Source organism: Streptomyces sp. CC228A, assembly GCF_021390935.1.
GTDB lineage: Bacteria > Actinomycetota > Actinomycetes > Streptomycetales > Streptomycetaceae > Streptomyces.
Window position 1 is genome coordinate 267,237 of record NZ_JAJPUI010000004.1, and the last position, 23,225, is coordinate 290,461.

Consider the following 23,225-nt stretch of genomic DNA (forward strand, 5'->3'; position numbering starts at 1 on the left):
GCCCTACGCCTCCGTAGGAGCGAGGCGCTTCAGCTCCGCCTCGGTCGACTTGAGCAGGTCGTTCCAGGACGCCTCGAACTTCTCGACGCCCTCGTCCTCCAGCAGGCCCACCACGTCGTCGTAGCCGATCCCCAGCTTCTCGACGGCGTCCAGGTCGGCCCGCGCCTGCTCGTACGTGCCGGCGATGGAGTTGCCGCGGATGTCACCGCGCTCGGCGGTGGCCTCCAGCGTCGCCTCCGGCATGGTGTTGACCGTGCCGGGCGCGACCAGCTCGTCCACGTACAGCGTGTCCTTGTACGCCGGGTCCTTCACACCGGTGGAGGCCCACAGCGGACGCTGCTTGTTGGCCTGCGCCCGGTCCAGCGCCTCCCAGCGCTCCGACCCGAACACCTCCTCGTACGCCTGGTAGGCGAGGCGGGCGTTGGCGAGGGCGGCCTTGCCGCGCAGCGCCTTCGCCTCGGGGGTGCCCAGGGCGTCCAGGCGCTTGTCGATCTCGGTGTCCACCCGGGACACGAAGAAGGACGCCACCGAGTGGATCTTCGACAGGTCCAGGCCGCGCTCCTTGGCCTTCTCCAGGCCGGCCAGGTAGGCGTCCATGACCTCGCGGTAGCGCTCCAGCGAGAAGATCAGCGTCACGTTGACGCTGATGCCGAGGCCGATGACCTCGGTGATCGCCGGGATGCCCGCCTTCGTGGCGGGGATCTTGATGAGCGTGTTCGGCCGGTCGATCAGCCACGCCAGCTGCTTCGCCTCGGCGACCGTGGCGCGCGTGTCGTGGGCGAGCCGCGGGTCGACCTCGATCGACACGCGGCCGTCCTGGCCCTGCGTCGCGTCGTACACCGGGCGCAGGATGTCGGCGGCGTCGCGGACGTCCGCCGTCGTGATCATCCGGATGGCCTCCTCGACGGTCACCCTGCGGGCCGCGAGGTCCTCCAGCTGGCGGTCGTAGCCGTGGCCCTCGGAGATCGCCTTCTGGAAGATCGACGGGTTGGTGGTGACACCCACCACGTGCTGCTGGTCGATCAGCTCCTGGAGGTTCCCCGAGGTGATCCGCTTGCGGGACAGGTCGTCCAGCCAGATCGCGACGCCTTCGTCGGAGAGGCGCTTGAGTGCGTCTGTCATGAGAGATGCATCTCCTACTCGTACTCGTACGGGCGTCAGCGTGCCGCGGCCGCGATCGATTCCCGGGCGGCGGCGGCGATGGCCTCGGGGGTGAAGCCGAACTCGCGGAACAGCAGCTTGCCGTCCGCGGAGGCGCCGAAGTGCTCCAGCGACACGATGCGGCCCGCGTCGCCCACGTAGCGGTGCCAGGTCAGCCCGATGCCGGCCTCGACCGCCACACGCGCCTTCACCGACGGCGGCAGCACCGAGTCCCGGTACCCCTGCTCCTGCTCCTCGAACCACTCGACGCACGGCATCGACACGACCCGGGTCGGCACGCCGTCCGCCTGCAGCTGCTCGCGCGCGGCCACGGCCAGGTGCACCTCGGAGCCGGTGGCGATCAGCACGACCTCCGGTGTGCCGCCCTCGGCGTCGAGCAGCACGTAGCCGCCCTTGGCGGTGTCCTCGTTCGGCTCGTACGTCGGCACGCCCTGCCGGGTCAGCGCCAGGCCGTGCGGGGTGCCCTTGCCGAACTCCTTCGTCCAGCGCTTGAGGATCTCGCGCCAGGCGATGGCCGTCTCGTTCGCGTCGGCCGGGCGGACCACGCTCAGGCCCGGGATCGCGCGCAGCGACGCCAGGTGCTCCACCGGCTGGTGGGTCGGGCCGTCCTCGCCGAGACCGATCGAGTCGTGCGTCCACACGTAGGTCACCGGCAGGTGCATCAGCGCCGACAGCCGGACCGCGTTGCGCATGTAGTCGGAGAACACCAGGAAGGTGCCGCCGAAGATCCGGGTGTTGCCGTGCAGCGCGATGCCGTTCATCTCGGCGGCCATCGCGTGCTCGCGGATGCCGAAGTGGATGGTCCGGCCGTACGGGTCGGCCTCCGGCAGCGGGTTGCCCTCGGGCAGGAACGACGAGGTCTTGTCGATCGTCGTGTTGTTCGAGCCGGCCAGGTCGGCGGAGCCGCCCCACAGCTCGGGGATCACGCCGCCCAGCGCCTGGAGGACCTTGCCGGAGGCGGCGCGGGTGGCGACGCCCTTGCCCGGCTCGAAGACCGGAAGCTTGTCCTCCCAGCCCTTGGGCAGCTCGCCCGCGGAGATCCGGTCGAACTCGGCCGCGCGCTCCGGGTGGGCGGCACGCCACTCCTGGAGGTCCTTCTCCCACGCGGCGCGGGCCTCGCCGCCGCGGTCGCCGAGCGCGCGGGTGTGGGCGATGACCTCGTCCGACACCTCGAAGGTCTGCTCCGGGTCGAAGCCCAGCACGCGCTTGGTCGCCGCGACCTCCTCGTCGCCCAGCGCGGAGCCGTGCGCGGCCTCGGTGTTCTGCGCGTGCGGCGCCGGCCAGGCGATGATCGACCGCATGGCGATGAACGACGGCTTGTCCGTGACCGCCTTCGCGGCCTCGATCGCCGCGTACAGCGCCTCGGGGTCGAGGTCGCCGTTCTCCTTCTGCTCCACGCGCTGCACGTGCCAGCCGTACGCCTCGTACCGCTTCATCGTGTCCTCGGACACGGCGGTCTCGGTGTCGCCCTCGATCGAGATGTGGTTGTCGTCCCACAGCATGACCAGGTTGCCGAGCTTCTGGTGCCCGGCCATCGAGGACGCCTCGGCGGCGATGCCCTCCTGGAGGCAGCCGTCGCCGGCGATGACGTACACGAAGTGGTCGAACGGCGAGGTGCCGGGCGCCGCCTCCGGGTCGAACAGGCCGCGCTCGTAGCGGGCGGCCATCGCCATGCCGACGGCGTTGGCGACGCCCTGGCCCAGCGGGCCGGTCGTCGTCTCGACGCCCTTGGTGTGGCCGTACTCCGGGTGGCCCGGCGTCTTCGAGCCCCAGGTGCGGAACGCCTTGAGGTCGTCCAGCTCCAGGCCGAACCCGCCCAGGTAGAGCTGCGTGTACAGGGTCAGCGAGGAGTGGCCCGCCGAGAGCACGAACCGGTCGCGGCCGGTCCAGTCCGGGTCGGACGGGTCGTGGCGCATCACCTTCTGGAAGAGCGTGTACGCGGCGGGGGCCAGGCTCATGGCCGTACCGGGATGGCCGTTGCCGACCTTCTGTACGGCGTCCGCGGCCAGGACACGGGCGGTGTCGACGGCACGCTGGTCCAATGCGGTCCACTCGAAGTCTGTGGTGGTCGGCTTGGTGCTCACCCTAGGTCAGGGCTCCTCTCCACATGTCGCATGCCGATGACGTTCGGTCGCACCGGCCGCTGCCGAGCCTATCCCGTCACCAGGCCCGATTTTCCGGCCTGCGACCGGGTGCCGCCACCCGCGCAGGGCCGTGTGCACCAGGTGTTCAGGGGGGCCGCTCATCCGATCGCTCATCCGTCGGCCATCCCCTTCCGGCCCGCTCATCCGAGCGCTCGTGCGAGGAGGGGAGGCGCCCTTCTGAGCCGTCCGCGCGCGGCCGCCCCCGCGGCGCCGCCCCTGACGCGCCGCCGACGCCGTGCGGTCAACACGACCCACCCCCCGCGGCGGGCGGCCATCGGGCAACGTCTACAGTGGCGTGGTACGCGCGAGTCCTCACCGGTCCTTACACGTCACAGGGCACGGGCTCGCTGGGATGTCTCTGTCAGGGGTGTGCGTGACGGCCGTCGAATCCCGTCCAGCGGGTGGGGGTACCTCCCACGCCCTTGGGGCAGTCGGGGAGCTGGAGGCAAGCCCGGCCCATCGGCCGTTCGGAGCCCGCGTCAAGGCCTTCGTGGCGCTGACCAAGCCGCGGATCATCGAGCTGCTGCTGATCACGACCGTCCCGGTGATGTTCCTCGCCGAGCAGGGCGTGCCGGACCTGTGGCTGGTCCTGCACACCTGCTTCGCGGGCTACCTCTCCGCGGGCGGCGCCAACGCGCTCAACATGTACATCGACCGGGACATCGACGCCCTCATGGACCGCACCTCCCAGCGGCCGCTGGTGACGGGCATGGTGTCGCCGCGCGAGGGCCTCGTCTTCGGGCTCGCCCTCGCCGTGGTGTCGACGCTCTGGTTCGGCGTCTTCGTCAACTGGCTCTCGGCGTGGCTCGCCCTCGGCGCGCTCCTCTTCTACGTCGTCGTCTACACGATGATCCTCAAGCGTCGCACCGCGCAGAACATCGTGTGGGGCGGCATCGCCGGCTGCATGCCGGTCCTGATCGGCTGGTCGTCCGTCACGGACTCCATGTCGTGGGCCGCCGTCATCCTCTTCCTGGTCATCTTCTTCTGGACGCCGCCCCACTACTGGCCGCTGTCCATGAAGGTGAAGGAGGACTACGCGCGCGTGGGCGTGCCGATGCTGCCCGTCATCGCCTCCAACAAGGTCGTCGCCCGGCAGATCGTCCTCTACAGCTGGGTCATGGTGGCCGTCTCCCTGCTGCTCCAGCCCCTCGGCTACACCGGCTGGTTCTACACCGCGGTCGCGCTGGCCACCGGCGGCTGGTGGCTGTGGGAGGCGCACGCGCTGCAGAGCCGCGCCCGGTCCGGTGAGACCGGCGCGGGGCTGAAGGAGATGCGCCTCTTCCACTGGTCGATCACCTATGTGTCGCTGCTCTTCGTGGCGGTGGCGGTGGACCCCTTCCTGAGGTAGCCGAACCGCCCGGGGCTCTCCCGGGCCCCTGACGCGCACCCGCGGGCGGGTCGCGTGGCCAAGGCCACGTGGCCCGCCCGTCGCACGTTGATCTACCCGGAAGTAGCATCGCCCTATGGCAGACACCACCAAGCAGGGCGGCAAGCAGGCCGAGCGTACGGCGGCGAAGCTCGCCAAGCAGATCCAGGCGTTCGCACGGCAGCACGGCGGCGCGGAGGGCCAGCTGTCCTACATCGGCCAGGCCGGCACCCGCATCGTGCTCGTCGGCGCGGACGGCGGCTGGGGCGACCTCGTCGCACCCAGCGGCGCCGTCGCCCAGGCCGCCGCGGAGAAGGCGGGCCTCACCCTGCACGAGTCGTTCGACGGCGAGTTCGCCGCGAAGGTCCGCACCGGCCCGTACGAGTGGAGCCGCATGGCCGGCCTCCAGCTCGGCGGAAAGACGGACGACTGACCCCGGCCAACAACCGACCCAAACGATCAACGGGGCACCGATCCCGTACAACGATCACCAAGGCACCACCTCGCCGGGGCGTCACCCGTTAGGACGTGTGGCACACGACGTAACGACGCACCCCGTGCGGCCGCGAGGCCGCGCCCGGCGGCAGGGAGCCCTCGCGATGATCGACACCCCGGCGCTGGTGGACCACTACTGCCACGGGGTGCTGCGCGCGGAGCTGGGCCTCGGCACCTTCGAGGCGCAGCTCGGCCGGGGCGCCGGGTCACCCGCCTCCGGCACGACGTTCTTCGACACCCGGGACGGTTTCGCGGTACGCCGCTGGTGCCCCCCGCTGCTGGGGCTCGACCCGCACTGCCCGCCCGCCCGCTACCTGGCCCGCCGCCGCGAACTCGGCGTGCCCGAGGTCGCCCGGCGGCTGCTGCGCGCCACCGGCATCGCCACGTACCTGGTGGACACCGGTCTCCCCGGCGACCTCACAGGGCCCGCGGAGCTCGCGGCCGCCGGTGCGGCGCAGGCCCGGGAGATCGTCCGCCTGGAGCCCCTCGCCCAGCAGGTCGCCGACACCTCCGGCACCGTGGACGGGCTCCTCGCGCACCTCGCCGAGGCCGTGCACGGGGCCGCCGCGTCGGCCGCGGCCTTCGCCTCCCGCCGCGCCGTACGGCTCGGTCTGCCGCACGCGGCCGTACCGCCGGGGCCCGGCGAGGTGCGGGGCGCCGCCGGACGCTGGCTGGCCCGCCGCCGGGCCGGCGACCGGCTCACCGACCCCGTGCTCCTGCGGCACCTGCTGTGGATCGCCGTCGCCACGGGGCGCCCCCTGCAACTCCACGCGGGGGCACACGGGCCGCGCCGCTCGGCGACTTCGCCGCCGCCACCGGCGGGCTCGGCACGGACCTCGTCCTCCTGGACGGCAGCCCCGGCAGGCCCGGCCGCCTCTGGCACCTCGCGCACACCTTCCGGCACGTGTACGTCGACGTGGGCCCCACCGGGACCGGGGCGCGCGGCGCCGCCCTGCTGGCCGACGCGCTGGACGCGGCGCCGTTCGGCAAGCTGCTGTTCTCCAGCGGCGCCCAGGGGCTGCCCGAGCTGCACGTGGTGGCCGCACTGGGCTTCCGCGAGGCCCTGGGGCGGGTACTGGCCGACCGGGTCCGCGACGGCGCCTGGTCCGCCGCGGACGCCCGGCGCGTCGCCGCGATGGTCGCCGCGGGGAACGCGCGTCGGGTGTACGGGCTGGATCGGTGGACCGAGACCAGCCGCAGCAGTCGTCCGACCAGGGGGGTCAGGTCCGGTCCTCCGCGTTCAGGACCTGGATGATCTGGCGGAGCGTCGTGCTTGACACATGCACGGTGTAGGGCAAGTAGACGACCTCGACTCCTACTGCGGCGAAGTCGTGTTCCCACTGGGCTCCCCGTGGTGTGCCCTTCCAGTCATCGCCTTTGAACAGGCGGTGGAAACCGACCTGCTCCCACGCCTCCATCTTTTCGAGTGTGGAGTCGACGATTGCCTCGTCCACGCAGTCCACGGCCTGAACGATCTCAAGCCGTTCATGGAGCGGAACGACGGGTGCGTGGCCTTTGTGGCTTGCGGCCTCGTCGGTGAGAACGCCTGCGATGAGGTAGTCGCACCGCGCCTTGGCGTGCCTCAGCAGGTTGAGGTGGCCTATGTGGAAGAGATCGAAGACGCCGGAGGCGTATCCGATGACCTTGGACATGAGGAACTCCGCTGTGACTCGTTCTGGATGGAGAGGGACCACGGTGAGGGGAAGCCGCATCAGCTTCCCCTCACCGCCGGTCGGGGTCAGCTGATGCGCTGGTATCCCGAGAAGTCGGTCGCCGCCACGCTGAACGTGGAGTCCGGATTGGTGAAGTTGGTCAGGAAACGCAGGTCACCGGAGCTCGGCCTGGTGAACCAGAACCCGATCTTGCCGTTGCTGCTCGCCGCCGGTGCGGCGGTGACCAGCGGGGCCGTGGTGGTGCTCCAGTCGTACTGAGCGGCATACTGGCCGCGGTGGGCGGGATCGGCCATGCCGACGCCGTCCTGCTCGCCGCCCCAGTAGATGAAGAGTTTGCCGATGCTGGGGTCCTCGAAGCGGACGCCGAGATCGTTACGGCCGTTGGAGTCGAAGTCGCCGACGGCCATGAGCGTGACCCCGTTCAGGGTGGTGGGGCCAACGGCGATGGGGTCGTCCGGCCCCGCCAGTAGCAGCGGGTCACGTCCGGAGTCCAGACGGTTGTCCGGGGCGCCGTAGTACAGCCAGAGGTGGGTGCCGTCGTTGACCAGCAGGTCCGGGAAGCCGGGGATGTCCGGGGTGCCGTCGGCGTCGACGTCGAGGGGGCCGTCGAGGTCACCGATGGCGAGGATCTGCTTGACGCCGTTCTCCCAGTGGTTGTTGCCGGGGTCGTAGACGCTGAGTTCCTGCCGGGGGTGGGCGGCGCAGTTGGTCGCGCAGACGCCTCCCGATCCATCGTTCTCGTACAGCCACAGCCGGTGCGTTCCGGTCGCGGTGTCCTTCTGCAAGGCAATCAGATCGACGAAGGCGTCTCCAGTCCAGTCGTCGTAGTGCGTGATGTGGGCACCGGAGAAGTTGTCAGCACTGGCGGGCGAGCTGGCCTTGGTGAGGCTGCCGTCGGTGGCCCCGAAGTGGCGGGTGAGCTGACCGGTGGCGCTGATGGCCCACAGGTCGGCCCCACCACTGCCGTTGATGTCGCGGGGCTTGTCGGGCACGGTCGGACCGTTGGCGTAGAACAGGTAGGTCTGCCGGTCGGAGAGGTTTCCGGCCTTGTCATGGCTGACCACGTACAGCCGGTTGGAGCCGACGACGGTCGGGGTGATCGTGACGGTGGTGTTTCCCCCTGCGATGTTCGGGGTGGCGAACCGATGCGTGCCGTCGCTGTCGGACCAGTACTCGTACTTGGTTACGTCACTGACGCCGCCTGAGGTGAAGGTGAAGGTACCCGCGGTGCGCACGGCGGAGGTGTTGACCGGCCAGCCGTTCGAGCCGTCGGGGAACTGGGCGGAGCTCACACCGGGCGGGAGCGACGGCCGGGTGGAGTCGAACAGGAAGCCACAGGCTGTTCCGGGCACCCACGAGGAGTAGGAGCTGCCATCGTACGTGCGGGCCTTCCAGCGGAAGACGCCCTTGGCGATTCCCTCCTTTGCGGCGAGTGTGGTCTTGGGAACCTTGACCTTGACCACCGTGCCCGAGGTGGCGGAGACCGTTTGATCGAAGATCGCGGCAGAGGAGCTGAGATCGTTGTTGCCCCAAAGGCGGAACTGGGTCTGGACCGTTCCGCCATCGGGGTCGGACACCTTGGCGGTGAGGTAGACGTCGGTGTTGCCGATCAGCCCGTAGGGAGCTGTCGTCTTGCAGCCGGCGCTTGGAATGGTGTCCAGGCTGGTGGGGGCGTTCGGGGCGCTGTTGTACGTCGTGGACAGCACGGCCGTACGCGCGTCGAAGCGCTTGTAGGCCAGCTTGTCGCCCTCACTGCTCGGTGGCACCCGAAGCCCGAGCGTGATGTTGTTCCAGCGGCTGGAGGCGGCGTTCTTTGCGGCGGCGGTGGCGTCGAAGGCGAGATTCCCGGCGGGGCAGGACGAGTTGTAACCGCGGGAGTCACTCACCGTGGACAGCCTGCTTGCCCAGGCGGGCTGGTTGTCCCAGGTAGTGGAGGAGCTGATGCTCCCCGTCAGCCACAGTTCCACGGGCCTGTCGTTGCAGGAGTAGGAGTGGGTGTTCTTGATGCGGAACGTGGACTGGGAAATGATCTTGTTGGTGTTCCACAGGTTGTTGGAGTCCATGCGGAAGAACGACCGCGACAGCGTGTCGCCAGGCCATCCGACCCGGGCGTAGTCGGTCCTGGTGTCACCGTCACCCTCCCTCCACCCGTTGCCGTTGTAGTAGGCGGTCTTGGGGTACGCCTGGGTGACGATCGCCCATGCTTCGCGTGCTCCCGACACCGCCGGGTCGATGTAGACGGGGTAGGTGGTGTCCGGGCCCTTCAGCACCTTCGGGTCGGGGGTCAGGGACAGTTCGTCGCCGTCGACCCGGACGTCCATCGCGGCATCCCGGGCACCCAAGGGGGCCTCGAACTCGTTCGTGGACGGCGGGGGCGCGCCCCCGCCGCTCAGGACTGTCGCTGTGCTCGCTCTTGCCGCGGCTGGAGTGCTGTCCCACATCATTGGCGTGGGGGCGGTGAAGACCTCCTGTCCGGCCGGGTTGACCGCGCGCATGTTGCCGTGCGGATCTGTCTTCACGGTCAGGCCGTTGGCCGCCAACGGCAGCTTGATGGTGCTCAGATCCGGGTGCGCTGCGGCCTTTGCCGAGCGCACGATCAGCAGTTGACCGAAGCCTGCGGTGCCAGCCCTGAGCTTCAGATCGACGTCCGGCAGAACGTTCTCATACGTGACGCTGTCGCCGTTCACGGTCGGTTCGGGCAGCGGCTTGGGCCAGCTCCAGGCCATACTGCGGCCGTCACGTTCGACTGTCACCATCGGGCCGGTTCCGCCACCGGAGAACGTCACCTGCACGCCGGTGAGCCGGGGAGAGAACGTTCCGTCGGCGTTGGGCTTGAGCGACGTGTCGAACGGCATCAGCTTGCCATCCTTGCGCACGAACTGCGCGGTCGCGTAGGTGTCCTGGGTGAACGACCCGTCCGGGTTCGCAAAGGTCTGGGCTGTTTCGGAGCGCCGGGAGAGCAGCTCGACCGGCTTGCCGTTCTCGGCCGCAGAGGCGAGCGCGAGCTCCTCTTCGGTCTCCTTCTCGGCAACCGTCGTCGTCTTGGACGGAGCCGTCGCCGCAGGATGCGCGGCGATCAGCGGGGCGGCCAGCGCGACTGCCGCGACGGCGGCAGCGGCGGCCCGGCCAGATCTTCGGCCCCGGGGCCGGACACGATGACGAGAGTCCATCGACATTTCTTCCCCCTCGCAAATTCGACTTCTCGGAGATGCGCAGCACGCAATGAGGGACGCCAACTCCGGATCCCCCTCAGCGCCGCAATATCCCCCATGCCCTTCCCGGGATACAAGGCGGACACGTCCGTGTCGGAATTCGCCCGAACCCGGGGGTGTCTGTGAGCGGCTGCCTGAAGTGGTCCTCGACCCTAATACGGGGAAGGGGTCACTACCCGACACGCTGCCCTCGCAACGTCAATCGGTATGGCTTGAATCATGGAGCCCAAAATGGTCAGGAACGGGCATATTGATAAGGAGGGTCTCATTCCATAGTCGAGGATTGACTGAAACAACCCCTGGGAAATCCGAGCGCTGTCGTTGAGCGCTGTTACCGTCCATCCGTTGCTGTGATCTATGTCAATCAGAGTGGGGAGCTCTGCGCATGCTTCGGGGTAGGGGAATTCGTGCTGCCCGCAGCACGAGACGTGCAAGAGTCAGATCGGTGGCTGTACTCCTGGCCGGCATCCTTTTCGCCGGCCTGCTGGGCGGGCCCGTGGCCGCGGCCTCGCAACTGGCGCTGTCGGCGCTGAACGAGCCCGATCCTGTGCCTGTCGAGCGGGTCAAGCCCGGCAAGGCCGAACCGGTTGACCAGGCGAAGAGCAAGGCATGGCGGGGCGCCCCCAAGGTGTCCTGGCCATCGGCCGCCAAGGTGGTGGTTCCGCTCGGGGCGTCGGCTGCCAAGCAGTCGGCAGCGGCCCGTTCCGCTGTCGACGCCCTGCCGGTTCGGGTGTCGAAGTCCGGTGGCAAGTCCGCCCCGGACGAGCGTGTGAGTGTTACGGTCCTCGACCGCAGCGCCACCGAGGCGCTAGGTGTGGACGGCGTCGTCCTGTCCGTACGGCCACACGGCAAGGCGAAGGGGCAGGTCGACGTCGAGGTCGACTACGACGGCTTCCGCTACGCCTACGGAGGCGACTGGGCGTCCAGGCTTCGGCTTCACGAGCTGCCGGCCTGCGCCCTGACGACCCCGGAGAACAAGGACTGCGCCACCTCGCGGGAGCTTGCCACCACCAACGACGTCAGGGCCGGCACTCTTTCCGCGACTCTCGGGCTGGCGGCCGCGGAAGGTGCCACGGTCCTCGCCGCCACCGCCTCGGCTTCCGGTGCCTCGGGCAGCTTCAAGGCGACCTCGCTCGCTCCGTCCTCCTCCTGGTCGGCAGGCGGCTCCAGCGGCGGCTTCACCTGGAACTACGACATCGCGACGCCCGAGGTACCGGGAGGCGTAGGCCCGCGGTTGAAGCTGGGCTACAGCTCGCAGTCCATCGACGGCCGCACCGCCTCCACCAACAACCAGGGCAGCATTATCGGTGACGGCTGGGCGATGGAGCCCGGTTACATCGAGCGCCAGTACATCTCCTGCACCGACGACAAGACGGGCAGCAACAACACCACCGCCAAGGTGGGCGACCTGTGCTGGAAGAAGGACAACGCCGTCCTCAACCTCGGTGGCCGTACCAACCAGCTCATCCGGGACTCGGCCAGTGGCGAATGGCACCTGGAGAGCGACGACGGCACGAAGATCGTCAAGCACGCCAGCAGCACCAACAACAACGGTGACAACAACGGCGAGTACTGGCACGTCATCACACCTGACGGCACCAAGTACTCGTTCGGAGTCAACCGCGCCCCCGGCTGGTCTTCCGGCAAGGAGGAGACCAACTCGGTCTGGACGCTGCCCGTATTCGGCAACCACACGGGCGAACCCTGCTACAACACCGCGTTCAAGGACGCCTGGTGCCAGCAGGCGTGGCGGTGGAACCTCGACGCTGTCGAGGACCCGCACGGTGACGCCATGACCTACTACTGGGCCAAGGAGCAGAACCACTACGGCCGGAACGTCGACCCGAACACCGGCAACGCCACCGCCACCCCGTACGACCGGGGCGGGTACCTCAAGCGCATCGACTACGGTCTGCGCGCCGGCAACCACCACGCACAGCCCACAGCCAAGGTCGAGTTCACCTACAGCGAGCGCTGCCTCAGCAACTGCGGCACCTTCGACAGCGCCAACGCCAAGAACTGGCCGGACGTGCCGTTCGACCAGTACTGCGCCGCCGGGACGAACTGCAAGGACCGTTACTCGCCGTCCTTCTGGACCCGGAAGCGACTGACGACTATCGCCACCTCGGTGTGGAACGGCTCAGCCTTCAAGCCGGTCGACTCCTGGGCCCTGGCCCACCAGTTCCCGGCCACCGGCGACGGCACCAGCCCGGCCCTCTGGCTGGCGTCGATCACTCGCAGCGGGCACACGGGGACCGGCACCGTCACGCTGCCTTCCGTGACGTTCAAGGGCCAGACCCTCCCCAACCGCGTCGAAGGCGCCACCACCGGAGGCGCCCCCGACCCGGTGCCGCCGATGTGGCGATACCGCGTGTACGGCATCAGCACCGAGACCGGCGGCACGATCGGTATCACGTACTCGCCGCAGGACTGCAAGGCCGGGGACATACCGTCGCCCTCGTCGAACACCCGACGCTGCTATCCGGTGAAATGGTCCCCTCCGGACGCGCCGGGCGACAATTACGAGCCGTATCTGGACTGGTTCCACAGCTATGTGGTCACCCAGGTGCTGGAGACGGACAACACCGGCGGAGCTCCCGCGAAGCAGACCGACTACTCGTACCTCGACGGATTGATGTGGGCCAAGTCGAAGGACGACGAGTTCACGAAGGCCGAGCACCTCACCTACGGTGACCGCAAGGGGTACGGCCGCGTTCAGGTCCGTACCGGTGTCGCCCCCGACAAGCGCACGCTGAAGGAATACCGCTATTTCCGCGGCGTCGAAGGGGCCGCGGTCAAGGACAGCGAGGGCATCGCAGTCACTGACAAGGAGGCCTTCTCGGGTATGACCCGGGAGGAGCTCAGCTACAACGGCGATGGTGGTGCGCTGGAGTCCGCGACCAGTTACGAGCCGTGGCTCTCGGCGGCAACCGCGACCGAGACCCGCCCCGAGGGCCTTCCGGCCCGCAAGGCATACGCCACGGGCGGCAAGAGCGAGAAGACCCGCGTCGCGGTCGAAACGGGCTGGCGCCGCACGCAGACCACCCGCACCTTCGACTCCACCGGTCATGTCCTGACCGAGTCGAGGCTCGGCGACACGGCCGAGTCGGGTGACGAGCAGTGCACGACCACTACCTACGCCCGCAACACGAGCAAGAACATCCTCCACCTGCCCTCCGAGGTCGAGACCGTCGCCAAGCCGTGCGGCACCACGCCGAACCTGCCCGCCGACCTGATCTCGACAGAGCGCCGGTACTACGACAATGCGACCTCCCTCACCACCGCACCCGTCAAGGGTGACGTGACCCGCCTGGAAGAGCAGAACGCGGCCGGCACCGGCTACCTGACCACGGCACGGCACACGTACGACCAGCACGGCCGTGAGCTCACGGACACCGATGCGCTCGGAAACACCACGACCACGGCCTACACCCCGGCGGTCAGCGCCCCGCCGACCAAGATGACCGAGACCAACGCCCTCGGTCACACCACGACCACCGTGTACGACCCCGTGCGCGGCATCGCCGCCGCCGTCGTCGACGCCAACGGCAAGCGTACGGACGCGGTCCACGACGGCCTCGGCCGTGTGCTGAAAGTGTGGGAGCCCGGCTGGCCCAAGGCCGACCACGCGACCCAGCCGTCCGCCGAGTACACGTACAAGATCTCCAAAACACAGGCGAACGCCGTCACAGCCAAGGCGCTCCAGCAGGACGGCTCGTACCGCACGACCCACGCGCTTTACGACGGCCTGCTGCGCGAGCGACAGACCCAGGCACTCGCTCACGGCTCGCCGCACAGCGTCATGACGGAGACCCACTACGACACCCGAGGCTGGGCCTGGCAGACCTACAGCCCCTACTACGCCGAGGTCGCCCCGTCCACGACGTTGTACACCGCCAAGTCGGTCAACCAGATCCCGACGGCGACACAGAACCTTTACGACGGCCTGGGCCGGGTCACCGACGCGCTGTCCCTGAAGAAGGGCGACGAGCAGTGGCGTACCCGGCACCTGTACGACGGTGACCGCACCACCGTCATCCCGCCGAAGGGGGGCACGGCCACGACCGCGATCACCGACGCCCGCGGCCGTAAGACGGAACTGCGCGAGTACACCGACCCCGCCCGCACGGCCTACCAGTCCACGAAGTACATGTACGGCAAGTACAGCGAGCCGACCAAGGTCACCGACCCGGCGGGCAACACCTGGACGTACACCTTCGACCACCGGGGCCGGCAGATCACGGCCGACGACCCGGACAAGGGAACGTCCCAACTCACGTACGACAACGCGGGCCGCGTCACGGCCGTCGAGGACGCCCGCAAGGTGACCCTGACGACCGTCTACGACAAGATCGGCCGCAAGGCCGAGGTGAAGAACGGCAGCAACACGCTGGCCACCTGGACGTATGACACGCTCGCCAAGGGTCTGCTCACCAGCAGCACCCGCCACGCAGACGGCGCTGCGTACACCACCGCCATCGGCGGCTACAACGACCGCTACCAGCCGACAAGCACCACTCTCACCATCCCGTCCGCAGCCGGTGGGCTGGCCGGCTCCTACACGTGGAGCTACGGCTACGACGCGGAGACCGGCGCACTGGAGTGGACCCTGAACCCGAGCATCGGCGACGTTCCCTCCGAGCGGGTCACCACGGTCTACGCCGAGGGCCGCCTGCCGTACAAGACCACCGCCGGGCAGATCACCCTGGTCAACTCCACCCTCTACGACACCTTCGATCGCCCCGTGCGGACCGAGCTCGGCCTCCTCGGCAAGCGGGTTTACAAGACCAGGGTCTTTGACGAACACACCGGCCGCGTGGTCCAGCAGACCACCGACCGTGACCTCGCCCCACAGCGGGTCGACGACACCACCTATCACTACGACCCGTCCGGCAACGTCACCGGCATCACCACGGTGAACGGTCAGGACGCCTCGGCCTCTACCGACCGTCAGTGCTTCACCAACGACGCTCTCGGCCGCCTCACCAAGGCCTGGACAGCGAAAACCGACTGCGCCACCGCCCCGTCCACGACAGCGGTCGGCGGCCCGGACGCGTACTGGCTCAGCTACGGCTACGACAAGCTCGGCAACCGCACCAGCGAGACCAACCACCTGGCCGGCGCCACGACCACCTACACGCACCGCGCCACCAACACCGGCCTCCCGCACGCGGTGCAGCAGGCCACCGTCAGCGGCGGCGCTGACAACGGCCGCGTCAGCAGCTTCCAGTACGACGAGGCCGGCAACACCACCAAGCGCACCATCGGCACCAAGGTCCAAGACCTGACCTGGGACGCGGAAGGCCACCTGGCCACCCTGACCGAGGCCGGCAAGGCCACGGGCTACCTGTACGACGCCGACGGCAACCGCCTGATCGCCAAGAATCCGGACGGCAGCAGTGTCCTGACTCTCCCGAGCGGCGACCAGCTTCGCCTGGCATCCGACGGCACGAAGACCGGCACCCGCTACTACACGCACGGCGGCGAAACGGTCGCGGTCCGCAGTGGATCGGGGATTTCCTTCCTGATCAGTGACCACCAGGGCACGGCCATGACGGCCATCGCGTTCACCACCCTGGCAGTCACCCGTCGCAAGCAGCTTCCCTTCGGGCAGCTCCGCACCGCTCAGTCCGGCGCTTTCGGCTTCCAAGGCTTCGTCGGCGGCACCAACGACCCGACCGGCCTTACCCACTTGGGTGCCCGAGAGTACGATCCGACGCTAGGCCGCTTCCTGTCGGTCGACCCCATCATCGACCACGGCGAACCGGCTCAGATGAACGCCTACAGCTACGCCCACAACAACCCCCTCACCAAGTCCGACCCCGACGGCCTCCGCCCGCTCGGCCCCACCGGCGGCTCGGCCTACGACGACGAGCAGTGGGCGGCGGAACGCGGCATGCGCGCCAGCTTCACAAAGAAGAACGACCAGTGGGTCTGGACAGAGACTCCGAAGAAGGACCCGGACTCCCAGAGGAGGTACAGGGCCTACCGGGCGGACCCCGTCCACTACATGATCGACGACCACCACGCCCGCGCCCGATACGAAGCCAATGTCCAGGCCGTGAAGAATGCCGAGGCCCAGGCCGCCGCCCGCGCCAAGGCAGAGGCGGAACAGCGCAAGAGGGACGGCATCTGGGGTAGCGTCAAGAGCGGATTGGATTGGGTCGGAGAGGTAGGAAAGAACGCGGCCAAGTCGGCGAAAAAATGGGTGAAGAATCACGAGACGTTCCTCGTCGGCGTAGCCGCCGGCGTGGGGTGTGCGGTCGCAATCGCGACCGTTGCCCTGGCAACGGCCTGCGTCGTTATCGCTGGTGCGGCGGTTGGTGTGGGAGCTTGGCAGTACAAGAATCCAGGATCCACCAATACCGACGAAGCGCTTTCATACATAGCGCAGGGATACGCTGGAGCGGCGGTGGGGGCACTCCATGGAGGAGGCGCTGTGGCTGGAATTAGAGGATACTTGGCCAAGCGGGCTGCCACGAAATCTGCCAGGATTGCCGAGCGGGACGCCAAGAGTGCCGAGGATAGGTTCTATGAGCACTACATGTGACCGAGGGGCATCCAGCCTTGTATGTGATGCTGCCCGCTCCTAACGGTCTCGAAGGGATAGGGGATCTGAAATGTCGGGTGCCGTTATGCTTTCCTTCGGGATTGTGATCGGTCTCACCTGCGCCGCTGTCATAGCTGAAGCGTGTGAAAGGAAGGGGAAGCCTCCTCTTCGTCCGATCAGGGTCGCGATGATCCTTAGCGGCTCTGTGCTGCTGTTCTCTTACGTCGCCGACTCGTAGTGAAACGGCCGGGTGGCGAGCCTGTCCAAGGCTGGCCACCCGGCCGCTGGATTCGTGGGGGACGAGTGGTGCTGACTTCAGGGTGGAAATTGCTTTGCCTCGCGCTCGGCCTGCTATGGATGTCTATCGGTGTGTCTGGGATCGTTGCTGGCGAGTTCAGGGGCAGTGAATTCACCGTGCTGATCACTGTGGTCCCTGGGGCGTGGGTCGCGGTGTTGGCGCCCTTTGCCTGTATGCGGGTTGACGATCGAGGCATCCGATATCAAGGGATTGTCAAGTGGAAGGCCGTGTCGTGGTGCGATGTGGCTTCGATATCTGCGGATTATGTAGGCGGCAACGGTCTGCTAGAGGCTGAAATGCCTGTAGTGAAGACGACAGGCGGTAAGGAACTCCCGCTACTTCTGCTGGCTGGCCACACGTCGGGTCGACCTCGCGTCAACGTCAGGGTGCGTCAGCAAGTCGAGATCATGCGGCAGGTGCATGCAAAGGCCGCGTGGCCAATGGGAGTAAGTGATGGGCCGGAGATCCCGTGAGCGGTGGTGCATGATAGGGCGTCAAGCTTGGCGCGGGACGTCGACCTGAATCTGTGTCGCGTGCCACCGAGGAGCTGCCGGCGGCAGTGAAGATGCTTCCGTCGATCTGTGGGTTCACTTTCGTGGTTTTCGATTTTCGATTTCTGAGTCCGGGGCTGGCTGAGGCGGACGCCTCTCCGGGCCCGGGTACCCTGAATGGTTTCGGGTCAAGCTGTTCAGGGTTGTGTGCTCCTTGCAGAAATTCACTTTTGTCGTTCTCTGTGGTGCTCTTCGGTGGCTGACTTCGGTTGTGCTGGGTCGGAGTGAAGAAAGGGGCGGAGGATGGGGCACATACCCGTGTTCCGGTGGCTGCTGGCGGTTGGCCTGGTACTGATCGGGTGTTCGGCGGGTTTGTACATCGCCGCGCCGAGCCGTCCCGAACTCAGGCAGGTCGAGCTGACCGTGCTCGATGAGAAGCCTGATGGGGCGTGTACGGTCCGGTGGGCGGATCCTTTCGAGCACCGTGAGCGCGAAGCGTCGTATCTGTGCGATCCCGAACGGGACCCGATCCTCAAGGCACCGAACCACGACACAGATTCGAGCTTTGGTTGGGAGACCGGCTTCGTGGTCGCTGAAGGTCCGGACAAGGGAGAGCTGTACGCATTGGAGGTCGCCGCCGGGCCCACCGACTGGCGGATCGAGCTCTCCGACCACCTTGTCTTGATCGGATTGCTGCTGACGATCGTTGGTCTCGTCGGTGGGAACTTCCGGGCACTGTCTCGAGCGTATGGCGTGGCGCCGCACGTCATACGCCGGGCGAAGCTGCTCAGGGAGGCCGCCGCATCGGTGGCTCGGGACCATGAGCGTGCCGTGGAGGCGGTGCGTGAGTCATGGGCGCCGTTGCACGGGGAACTGGTGGACGCGGAGCTGGGCCGGATTCCGGTCGCCCGGCTGCAGCGCATGGCTCATGAAGGACTTCAAGGCGCGGAAGAACTGGCGAAGGCCGGGGTACGCACCATCGGGGACGTGCTCAACGCCCAGGTGTGGGGGCTGGTGCATTCCGGGGTGAGGCGGCAGACGGCCGAGAGAGCGGTTGCGGCCGCGCGACGGATCGCGGATGAAGTGGGCGAGACGGTGGGCGTACGCCTTGACGCCGATCGGCAAGAGTCGCGGACCACGGCGCTGGTTGTCGCTCTGTGGGTGCTGGTGGAGGCCGGGCCGCAGGTGCAGAACGCGGTGGCGGAGGGCACGAGGCTGGCCGAGCGACTGGAGTCGCTGCTGGCCGATGCCGCACCAGCCTCGGGGCTCAAGCACATGATGAGTGCGGGGCGTGAACAGCGTTGCTGTGCCCTGGCCGCCGTGGCCGAACTGCGCCTGTTGCTGGACGAGGCAGAACGGGATGGCATCTCGCAGCAGTTCGCGCAGGCCTCGGTCGACCTGTTACGCGGGCCGGACAGTGAGCTCTTTGAGCGTGGCCACCGATCGGGTGACGGCGGCGAGCCCGAGGTGAGGGCCGCAACGCACAAGGCTCCCGTGCCGTCGGGGGAGGTGTTCGAAGTCTCAACCCACCGGCACAGGAGCCTCGTTGGTTCCCCATCCTGCCGCACTCGACCTCCCGCATGCCCTGGTCGAGTGGGTCACCATGCTCATCGTCACCCGCGAGGGTGACCGCAGGTGCAAGCTCCCGCCCCACCAGCGTGCGCTCGTCGCTCTGGTGTACCTGCGCCGCCACGACACACTCACCCGGACCGCGGCCGGCTTCGGGATATCCGTCGGCACCGCCCACGCATACGTCACCGCCGTCACCGGCCTGCTCGCCGACCGGGCGCCGGGCCTGCTCAAGACTCTGCGCGAGCACGATCCGGACTTCGTCCTCCTGGACGGGACCCTCGCCGAGTGCGACCGCGTCGGCGACAGCCGGGCCGACTACTCGGCCAAGCACCGCCGGCACGGCGTGAACGTCCAGGTCGTCACCGACCCCGCGGGCGAGATCCTGTGGATCTCGCCCGCGCTGCCCGGCCGCACCCACGATCTGACCGCGGCCCGCACCCATCGCATCATTCAGACCTGCGAGCGTCAGGGCGTCCCGGTCCTCGCCGACCGCGCATACCAGGGCGCCGGCCCCTGGGTCACCACCGGACTCAAACGATCACCGGGTGGCGAGCTCACCCTCACCCAGCGCACCGTCAACCGGGCTCTGGCCGCAGCCCGGGCACCAGTCGAACGCGGCATGGCACGGCTGAAGTCCTGGCAGATCTTCCGCAGATCCCGCATCAGCCCGAACCGCATGACCGTCATCACCAAAGCCGTCCTCACCCTCGAGAGGCAACGCTGAAAACGCTCAGTGATCCGCCCGGAATATCCGCCTGGGTGGACTTCGAGATCCGGCCCGATGAGTTCCATGCCCTGCTTGAGGAAGTCACAGGCCGCAGCCTCACGTCAGCCGCCGCCCCAAGGGGAGACCAGGTGGAGTCCACAGAACGGGAGGTGGCTCGGGAGCGGTACGTGTCCGACGCGCAGGTGTCTCACGGGGCGTTGCGGGAGTCGGTCACAACCGACCTGTCCAGTGCCCATCTGGGACTGGGGATTGCTGTCGTGGTGAGTGCGCTCGCCGGGCTGTCCACGCCCGCTGCCAGTGCCTTTGTGGCCGGAGCCTTCGCCGTTCTGTTCCTCGCTGCATTGGTGGTCGTGTTTCTGCGAGGCATCCGAGGGCTGGACGCCGGGCGCCGGGCGTATCGCTTCGCCTTCGGGTGGGCGCAGTGGCTCTAGCCGAAGGGGCGGCGCTCCGGGATGTCAGACTGTGGCGGACAGTTCCGGGTTGTCGGAGCGGACCAGGGGCGGGGGCACCGCCGTCTTCGGGCGTTCCCGCATGGTCAGGGCCAGGCGCAGGACCGCGACCCAGAGGAGGGCGGAGCCAAGCATGTGGGCGCCTACCAGGATTTCCGGGACGCCCGTGAAGTACTGGACGTAGCCGATTCCGCCCTGGGCCAGGAGCACCAGGAGCAGGTCCCGTGCGCGGGCGCGGATGTCGTCCGGGGCGTCCACGACGCGCAGCACGAAGAACATAGCGATCGCCAGCACGCACACCAGCCAGGCGAAGGCCGCGTGGACCTGCGCCACCCGTTCGTAGTCGAACGGCATCCGCGGGACGTCGCTGCTGTCGCCCGCGTGCTCGCCGGAGCCGGTGACCCCCGTACCGGCCACGATCAGCACCGCGGACGCCGCCACTAGGGCCCAGCCCAGCTTGCGGACCGGCCCCGGGACCCGCGGTCTGGGCGCCCCGTCGCCCTCGCCGGCGCGGATCCAGGTGAGGGTCGCCACGGTCAGCAGCAGGTTCGCCGCGATGAAGTGCACCGCGACGATCCACGGGTTGAGCTCCATCCAGACCGTGATGCCGCCGAGGACGGCGTTGAGCACCACGACCCAGAACTGCGCCCAGGCCAGCCGGCTGAGGCGCCGCCGCCGCGGCTTCACCGAGCGGCTCGCGACGATGGCCCAGCCGACGGCCGCCGACAGGACGTACGTCAGCAGCCGGTTGCCGAACTCGATGGCGCCGTGGATGCCCTCCTCCGGCGTCGCGAAGAGGCTGTCGTCGGTGCACTTCGGCCAGGTGTCGCAGCCGAGGCCGGAGCCGGTGAGCCGCACGGCGCCACCGGTGACGATGATCAGAACGGACATGGCGACCGCGGCGAGGGTGGCGCGCCGGAGCGTCCTGGGGGAGGGGGTCCAGCGTCGGGCAATCAAGGCGAGGGGGGTCAACACGGGCCTATCGTAGGTGGCGGCTTGTGAGAGCGTTCACGAGGGTCCCCCCGGGTCCTGCTCCCAGCCGGAGAACCGCTGGTCCAGGCGGGAGAACCGCTACTCCCACCGGAAGAACCGCCCCGCCGCGCCCAGGCCCGCCACGGCCCAGGCGCCCAGCACGGCGAGTGCGCCCCACGGCGTCCCGGCCCCGTCCTGGAGCACGTCCCGCAGTCCGCCCGACAGTGCCGAGATCGGCAGCAGTTCCAGCACGCCCCGGGCGGCGTCGGGGAACTTGTCCAGCGGCACGACCACCCCGCCGCCCACGAGCAGCAGCAGGAAGACGAGGTTCGCCGCGGCCAGCGTCGCCTCGGCCCTGAGCGTGCCCGCCATGAGCAGCCCGAGCCCCGAGAACGCCGCCGTGCCCGCCACCAGCAGCAGGACCACGGCGAGCGGGCTGCCCTGCGGCGACCAGCCGAGCCCCAGGGCGATGGCCGTCAGCAGCAGGATCTGGAGCACCTCGGTGACCAGCACGCTCAGCGTCTTCGCGGTCATGAGGGCCCAGCGCGGCAGGGGCGAGGCGCCCAACCGCTTGAGCACCCCGTACCGCCGCTCGAAGCCGGTCGCGATGGCCTGCCCGGTGAAGGCGGTCGACATCACGGCCAGCGCCAGCACGCCGGGGGCGAGGAAGTCCACCGCCCTGCCGTCGCCCGTGTCGACGATGTCGACGGTGGAGAACAGCACCAACAACAGCGAGGGGATCACGACGGTCAGCAGCAGCTGCTCGCCGTTGCGCAGCAGCATGCGCGTCTCCAGCGCCGCCTGCGCGGCGATCATCCGCCCGACGGGCGCGGCGCCCGGCCGGGGGGTGTGGGTACCCGTGCTCATCCGCGCAGCTCCTCGCCGGTCGGTCGCAGGCCGTGGGTCTCCCCGGGGCGGCCCCCGGGCCCCCGGCAGGTCCGGTGGTTCACGCCCGCAGCTCCTTGCCCGTCAGTTCCAGGAAGACGTCCTCCAGGGTGTGCCGCTCCACCGCTATCCGGTCCGGCATCACGCCGTGCTGGGCGCACCAGGTGGTGACCGTGGCCAGCAGCTGGGGGTCGACGGTGCCGCGGATGCGGTACGCGCCGGGGGCCACCTCCGCGGCCGCCGTGCCGTCCGGCAGCGCCTTCAGCAGGGAGCCGAGGTCGAGGCCGGGGCGCCCGGAGAAGCGCAGGGAGTTCTCGGCGCCGCCGCGGCACAGCTCCTCGGGCGTGCCCTGGGCGGCGACCCGGCCGCCGTCGATGATCGCCACGTCGTCGGCGAGCTGCTCGGCTTCGTCCATGAAGTGGGTGGTGAGGACCACCGTCACGCCGTCGGCGCGCAGCTCGCGCACCAGGTCCCAGCCGGCGCGGCGGGCCTGCGGGTCGAGGCCCGCCGTCGGCTCGTCGAGGAACACCAGCTCGGGGCGGCCGACCACGGCCATGGCCAGGGCCAGCCGCTGCTGCTGGCCGCCGGAGAGCCGCCGGTAGGGCGTGCGGCCGCAGGAGCCGAGGCCGAGGCGCTCGATGAGGGCGCCCACGTCCAGGGGGTGGGCGTGCAGCCGGGCCATGTGGCGGAGCATCTCGTCCGCGCGGGCGCCCGAGTAGACCCCGCCGGACTGGAGCATCACGCCGATGCGGGGGCGCAGCTCACCCGCTTGGCGCACCGGGTCGAGGCCCAGGACGGAGACCGTGCCGGCGTCGGGTTTCCGGTAGCCCTCGCAGGTCTCGACGGTGGTGGTCTTGCCGGCCCCGTTGGGGCCGAGGACGGCGGTGACGGTGCCCGCGCGGACGTCGAGGTCGAGCCCGTCCACCGCGGTCTTCGTTCCGTACCGCTTGACCAGGCCCCGTACCCGGACGGCGGACTCGTATCGCATGGCTATGCAGTCTAAGGAGGCGCGGGGGGTGCCCGGCCCGCAGGTTCCGGCCACGGGGCGGCGGCCCGGCGGGGCCTGTGGGGCGGCCGCGGGGTGGCCGACGGGCGGCTGCCGGAGTGTCTCCGGCCTGCTCAGAGCGGTCGCGGGGGGTCGGGCGGCGGGGTCGCCGACCGGTTCGCGCCGGGTGCCGGAGCTGCCGAACGTGATCGTTTCCGCAGGTCAGGTTAGGTTTCCCTAAGTGA

General features: G+C 68.9%; 13 protein-coding genes and 1 pseudogene. 7 read left to right on the top strand and 7 right to left on the bottom strand.

All coding sequences use genetic code 11. The features are described 5' to 3' along the window. Positions 1 to 3: 3 nt before the first annotated feature. Together tal and tkt are read right to left on the bottom strand one after the other, a co-directional pair. A complete protein-coding gene (gene tal / locus L6E17_RS13940; protein ID WP_236241084.1) occupies positions 4 to 1,122 on the bottom strand; it encodes a transaldolase in 1,119 nt (372 codons plus the stop codon). A 35-nt stretch (positions 1,123 to 1,157) separates the two neighbouring features. After that, entirely contained in the window at positions 1,158 to 3,245 is a 2,088-nt protein-coding gene (gene tkt / locus L6E17_RS13945) for a transketolase (protein WP_236241085.1), read from the bottom strand. A gap of 433 nt (positions 3,246 to 3,678) precedes the next feature. On the opposite strand from tkt, the gene L6E17_RS13950 reads away from it, so the two are divergent. The 3 genes and pseudogenes from L6E17_RS13950 (at position 3,679) to L6E17_RS13960 (ending at position 6,421) form a co-directional block, all read left to right on the top strand. Beyond that, entirely contained in the window at positions 3,679 to 4,653 is a 975-nt protein-coding gene (locus L6E17_RS13950) for a heme o synthase (protein ID WP_374109052.1), read from the top strand. A gap of 115 nt (positions 4,654 to 4,768) precedes the next feature. Beyond that, a complete protein-coding gene (locus L6E17_RS13955) occupies positions 4,769 to 5,104 on the top strand; it encodes a hypothetical protein (protein WP_236241087.1) in 336 nt (111 codons plus the stop codon). A 166-nt stretch (positions 5,105 to 5,270) separates the two neighbouring features. Further along, a pseudogene (locus L6E17_RS13960) lies at positions 5,271 to 6,421 on the top strand (amidohydrolase). Here L6E17_RS13960 and L6E17_RS13965 read toward each other — a convergent pair. Both L6E17_RS13965 and L6E17_RS13970 read right to left on the bottom strand, forming a co-directional pair. Further along, positions 6,387 to 6,818: an adenylyltransferase/cytidyltransferase family protein gene (locus tag L6E17_RS13965; protein ID WP_236241088.1), complete on the bottom strand. Its 432-nt coding sequence runs from the start codon at positions 6,816 to 6,818 to the stop codon at positions 6,387 to 6,389. The pseudogene L6E17_RS13960 and the gene L6E17_RS13965 overlap by 35 nt on opposite strands. Before the next feature lie 86 nt (positions 6,819 to 6,904). Then, a complete protein-coding gene (locus L6E17_RS13970) occupies positions 6,905 to 10,015 on the bottom strand; it encodes a VCBS repeat-containing protein (RefSeq protein ID WP_236241089.1) in 3,111 nt (1,036 codons plus the stop codon). Between the two features lie 481 nt (positions 10,016 to 10,496). Between L6E17_RS13970 and L6E17_RS13975 the strand changes: the two genes are divergently transcribed. The 4 genes from L6E17_RS13975 (at position 10,497) to L6E17_RS13990 (ending at position 20,120) form a co-directional block, all read left to right on the top strand. Continuing rightward, positions 10,497 to 16,601: an RHS repeat domain-containing protein gene (locus L6E17_RS13975; RefSeq protein ID WP_236241090.1), complete on the top strand. Its 6,105-nt coding sequence runs from the start codon at positions 10,497 to 10,499 to the stop codon at positions 16,599 to 16,601. Between the two features lie 1,092 nt (positions 16,602 to 17,693). After that, entirely contained in the window at positions 17,694 to 19,019 is a 1,326-nt protein-coding gene (locus L6E17_RS13980; RefSeq protein ID WP_236241091.1) for a hypothetical protein, read from the top strand. Continuing rightward, positions 18,937 to 19,686, top strand: a complete 750-nt coding sequence (locus L6E17_RS13985; protein ID WP_236241092.1) for a transposase — start codon at positions 18,937 to 18,939, stop codon at positions 19,684 to 19,686. Before L6E17_RS13980 ends, L6E17_RS13985 begins: the two co-directional genes overlap by 83 nt. Before the next feature lie 35 nt (positions 19,687 to 19,721). Next, positions 19,722 to 20,120 carry a hypothetical protein gene (locus L6E17_RS13990; RefSeq protein WP_236241093.1) on the top strand — a complete coding sequence of 133 codons (399 nt, stop codon included), beginning with the start codon at positions 19,722 to 19,724 and terminating at the stop codon, positions 20,118 to 20,120. A 24-nt stretch (positions 20,121 to 20,144) separates the two neighbouring features. On the opposite strand, the gene L6E17_RS13995 is transcribed toward L6E17_RS13990, so the two are convergent. The 3 genes from L6E17_RS13995 to L6E17_RS14005 form a co-directional block, all read right to left on the bottom strand. After that, complete coding sequence (locus L6E17_RS13995) at positions 20,145 to 21,113, bottom strand: heme A synthase (protein ID WP_236241094.1); 969 nt, start codon at positions 21,111 to 21,113, stop codon at positions 20,145 to 20,147. A 96-nt stretch (positions 21,114 to 21,209) separates the two neighbouring features. Next, positions 21,210 to 21,977 (bottom strand): ABC transporter permease, encoded by a 768-nt coding sequence (locus tag L6E17_RS14000; protein ID WP_236241095.1) that lies wholly within the window; start codon positions 21,975 to 21,977, stop codon positions 21,210 to 21,212. A 79-nt stretch (positions 21,978 to 22,056) separates the two neighbouring features. After that, positions 22,057 to 22,983, bottom strand: coding sequence for an ABC transporter ATP-binding protein (locus tag L6E17_RS14005; protein WP_236241096.1), 927 nt, complete (start codon positions 22,981 to 22,983; stop codon positions 22,057 to 22,059). Positions 22,984 to 23,225 lie beyond the last annotated feature (242 nt).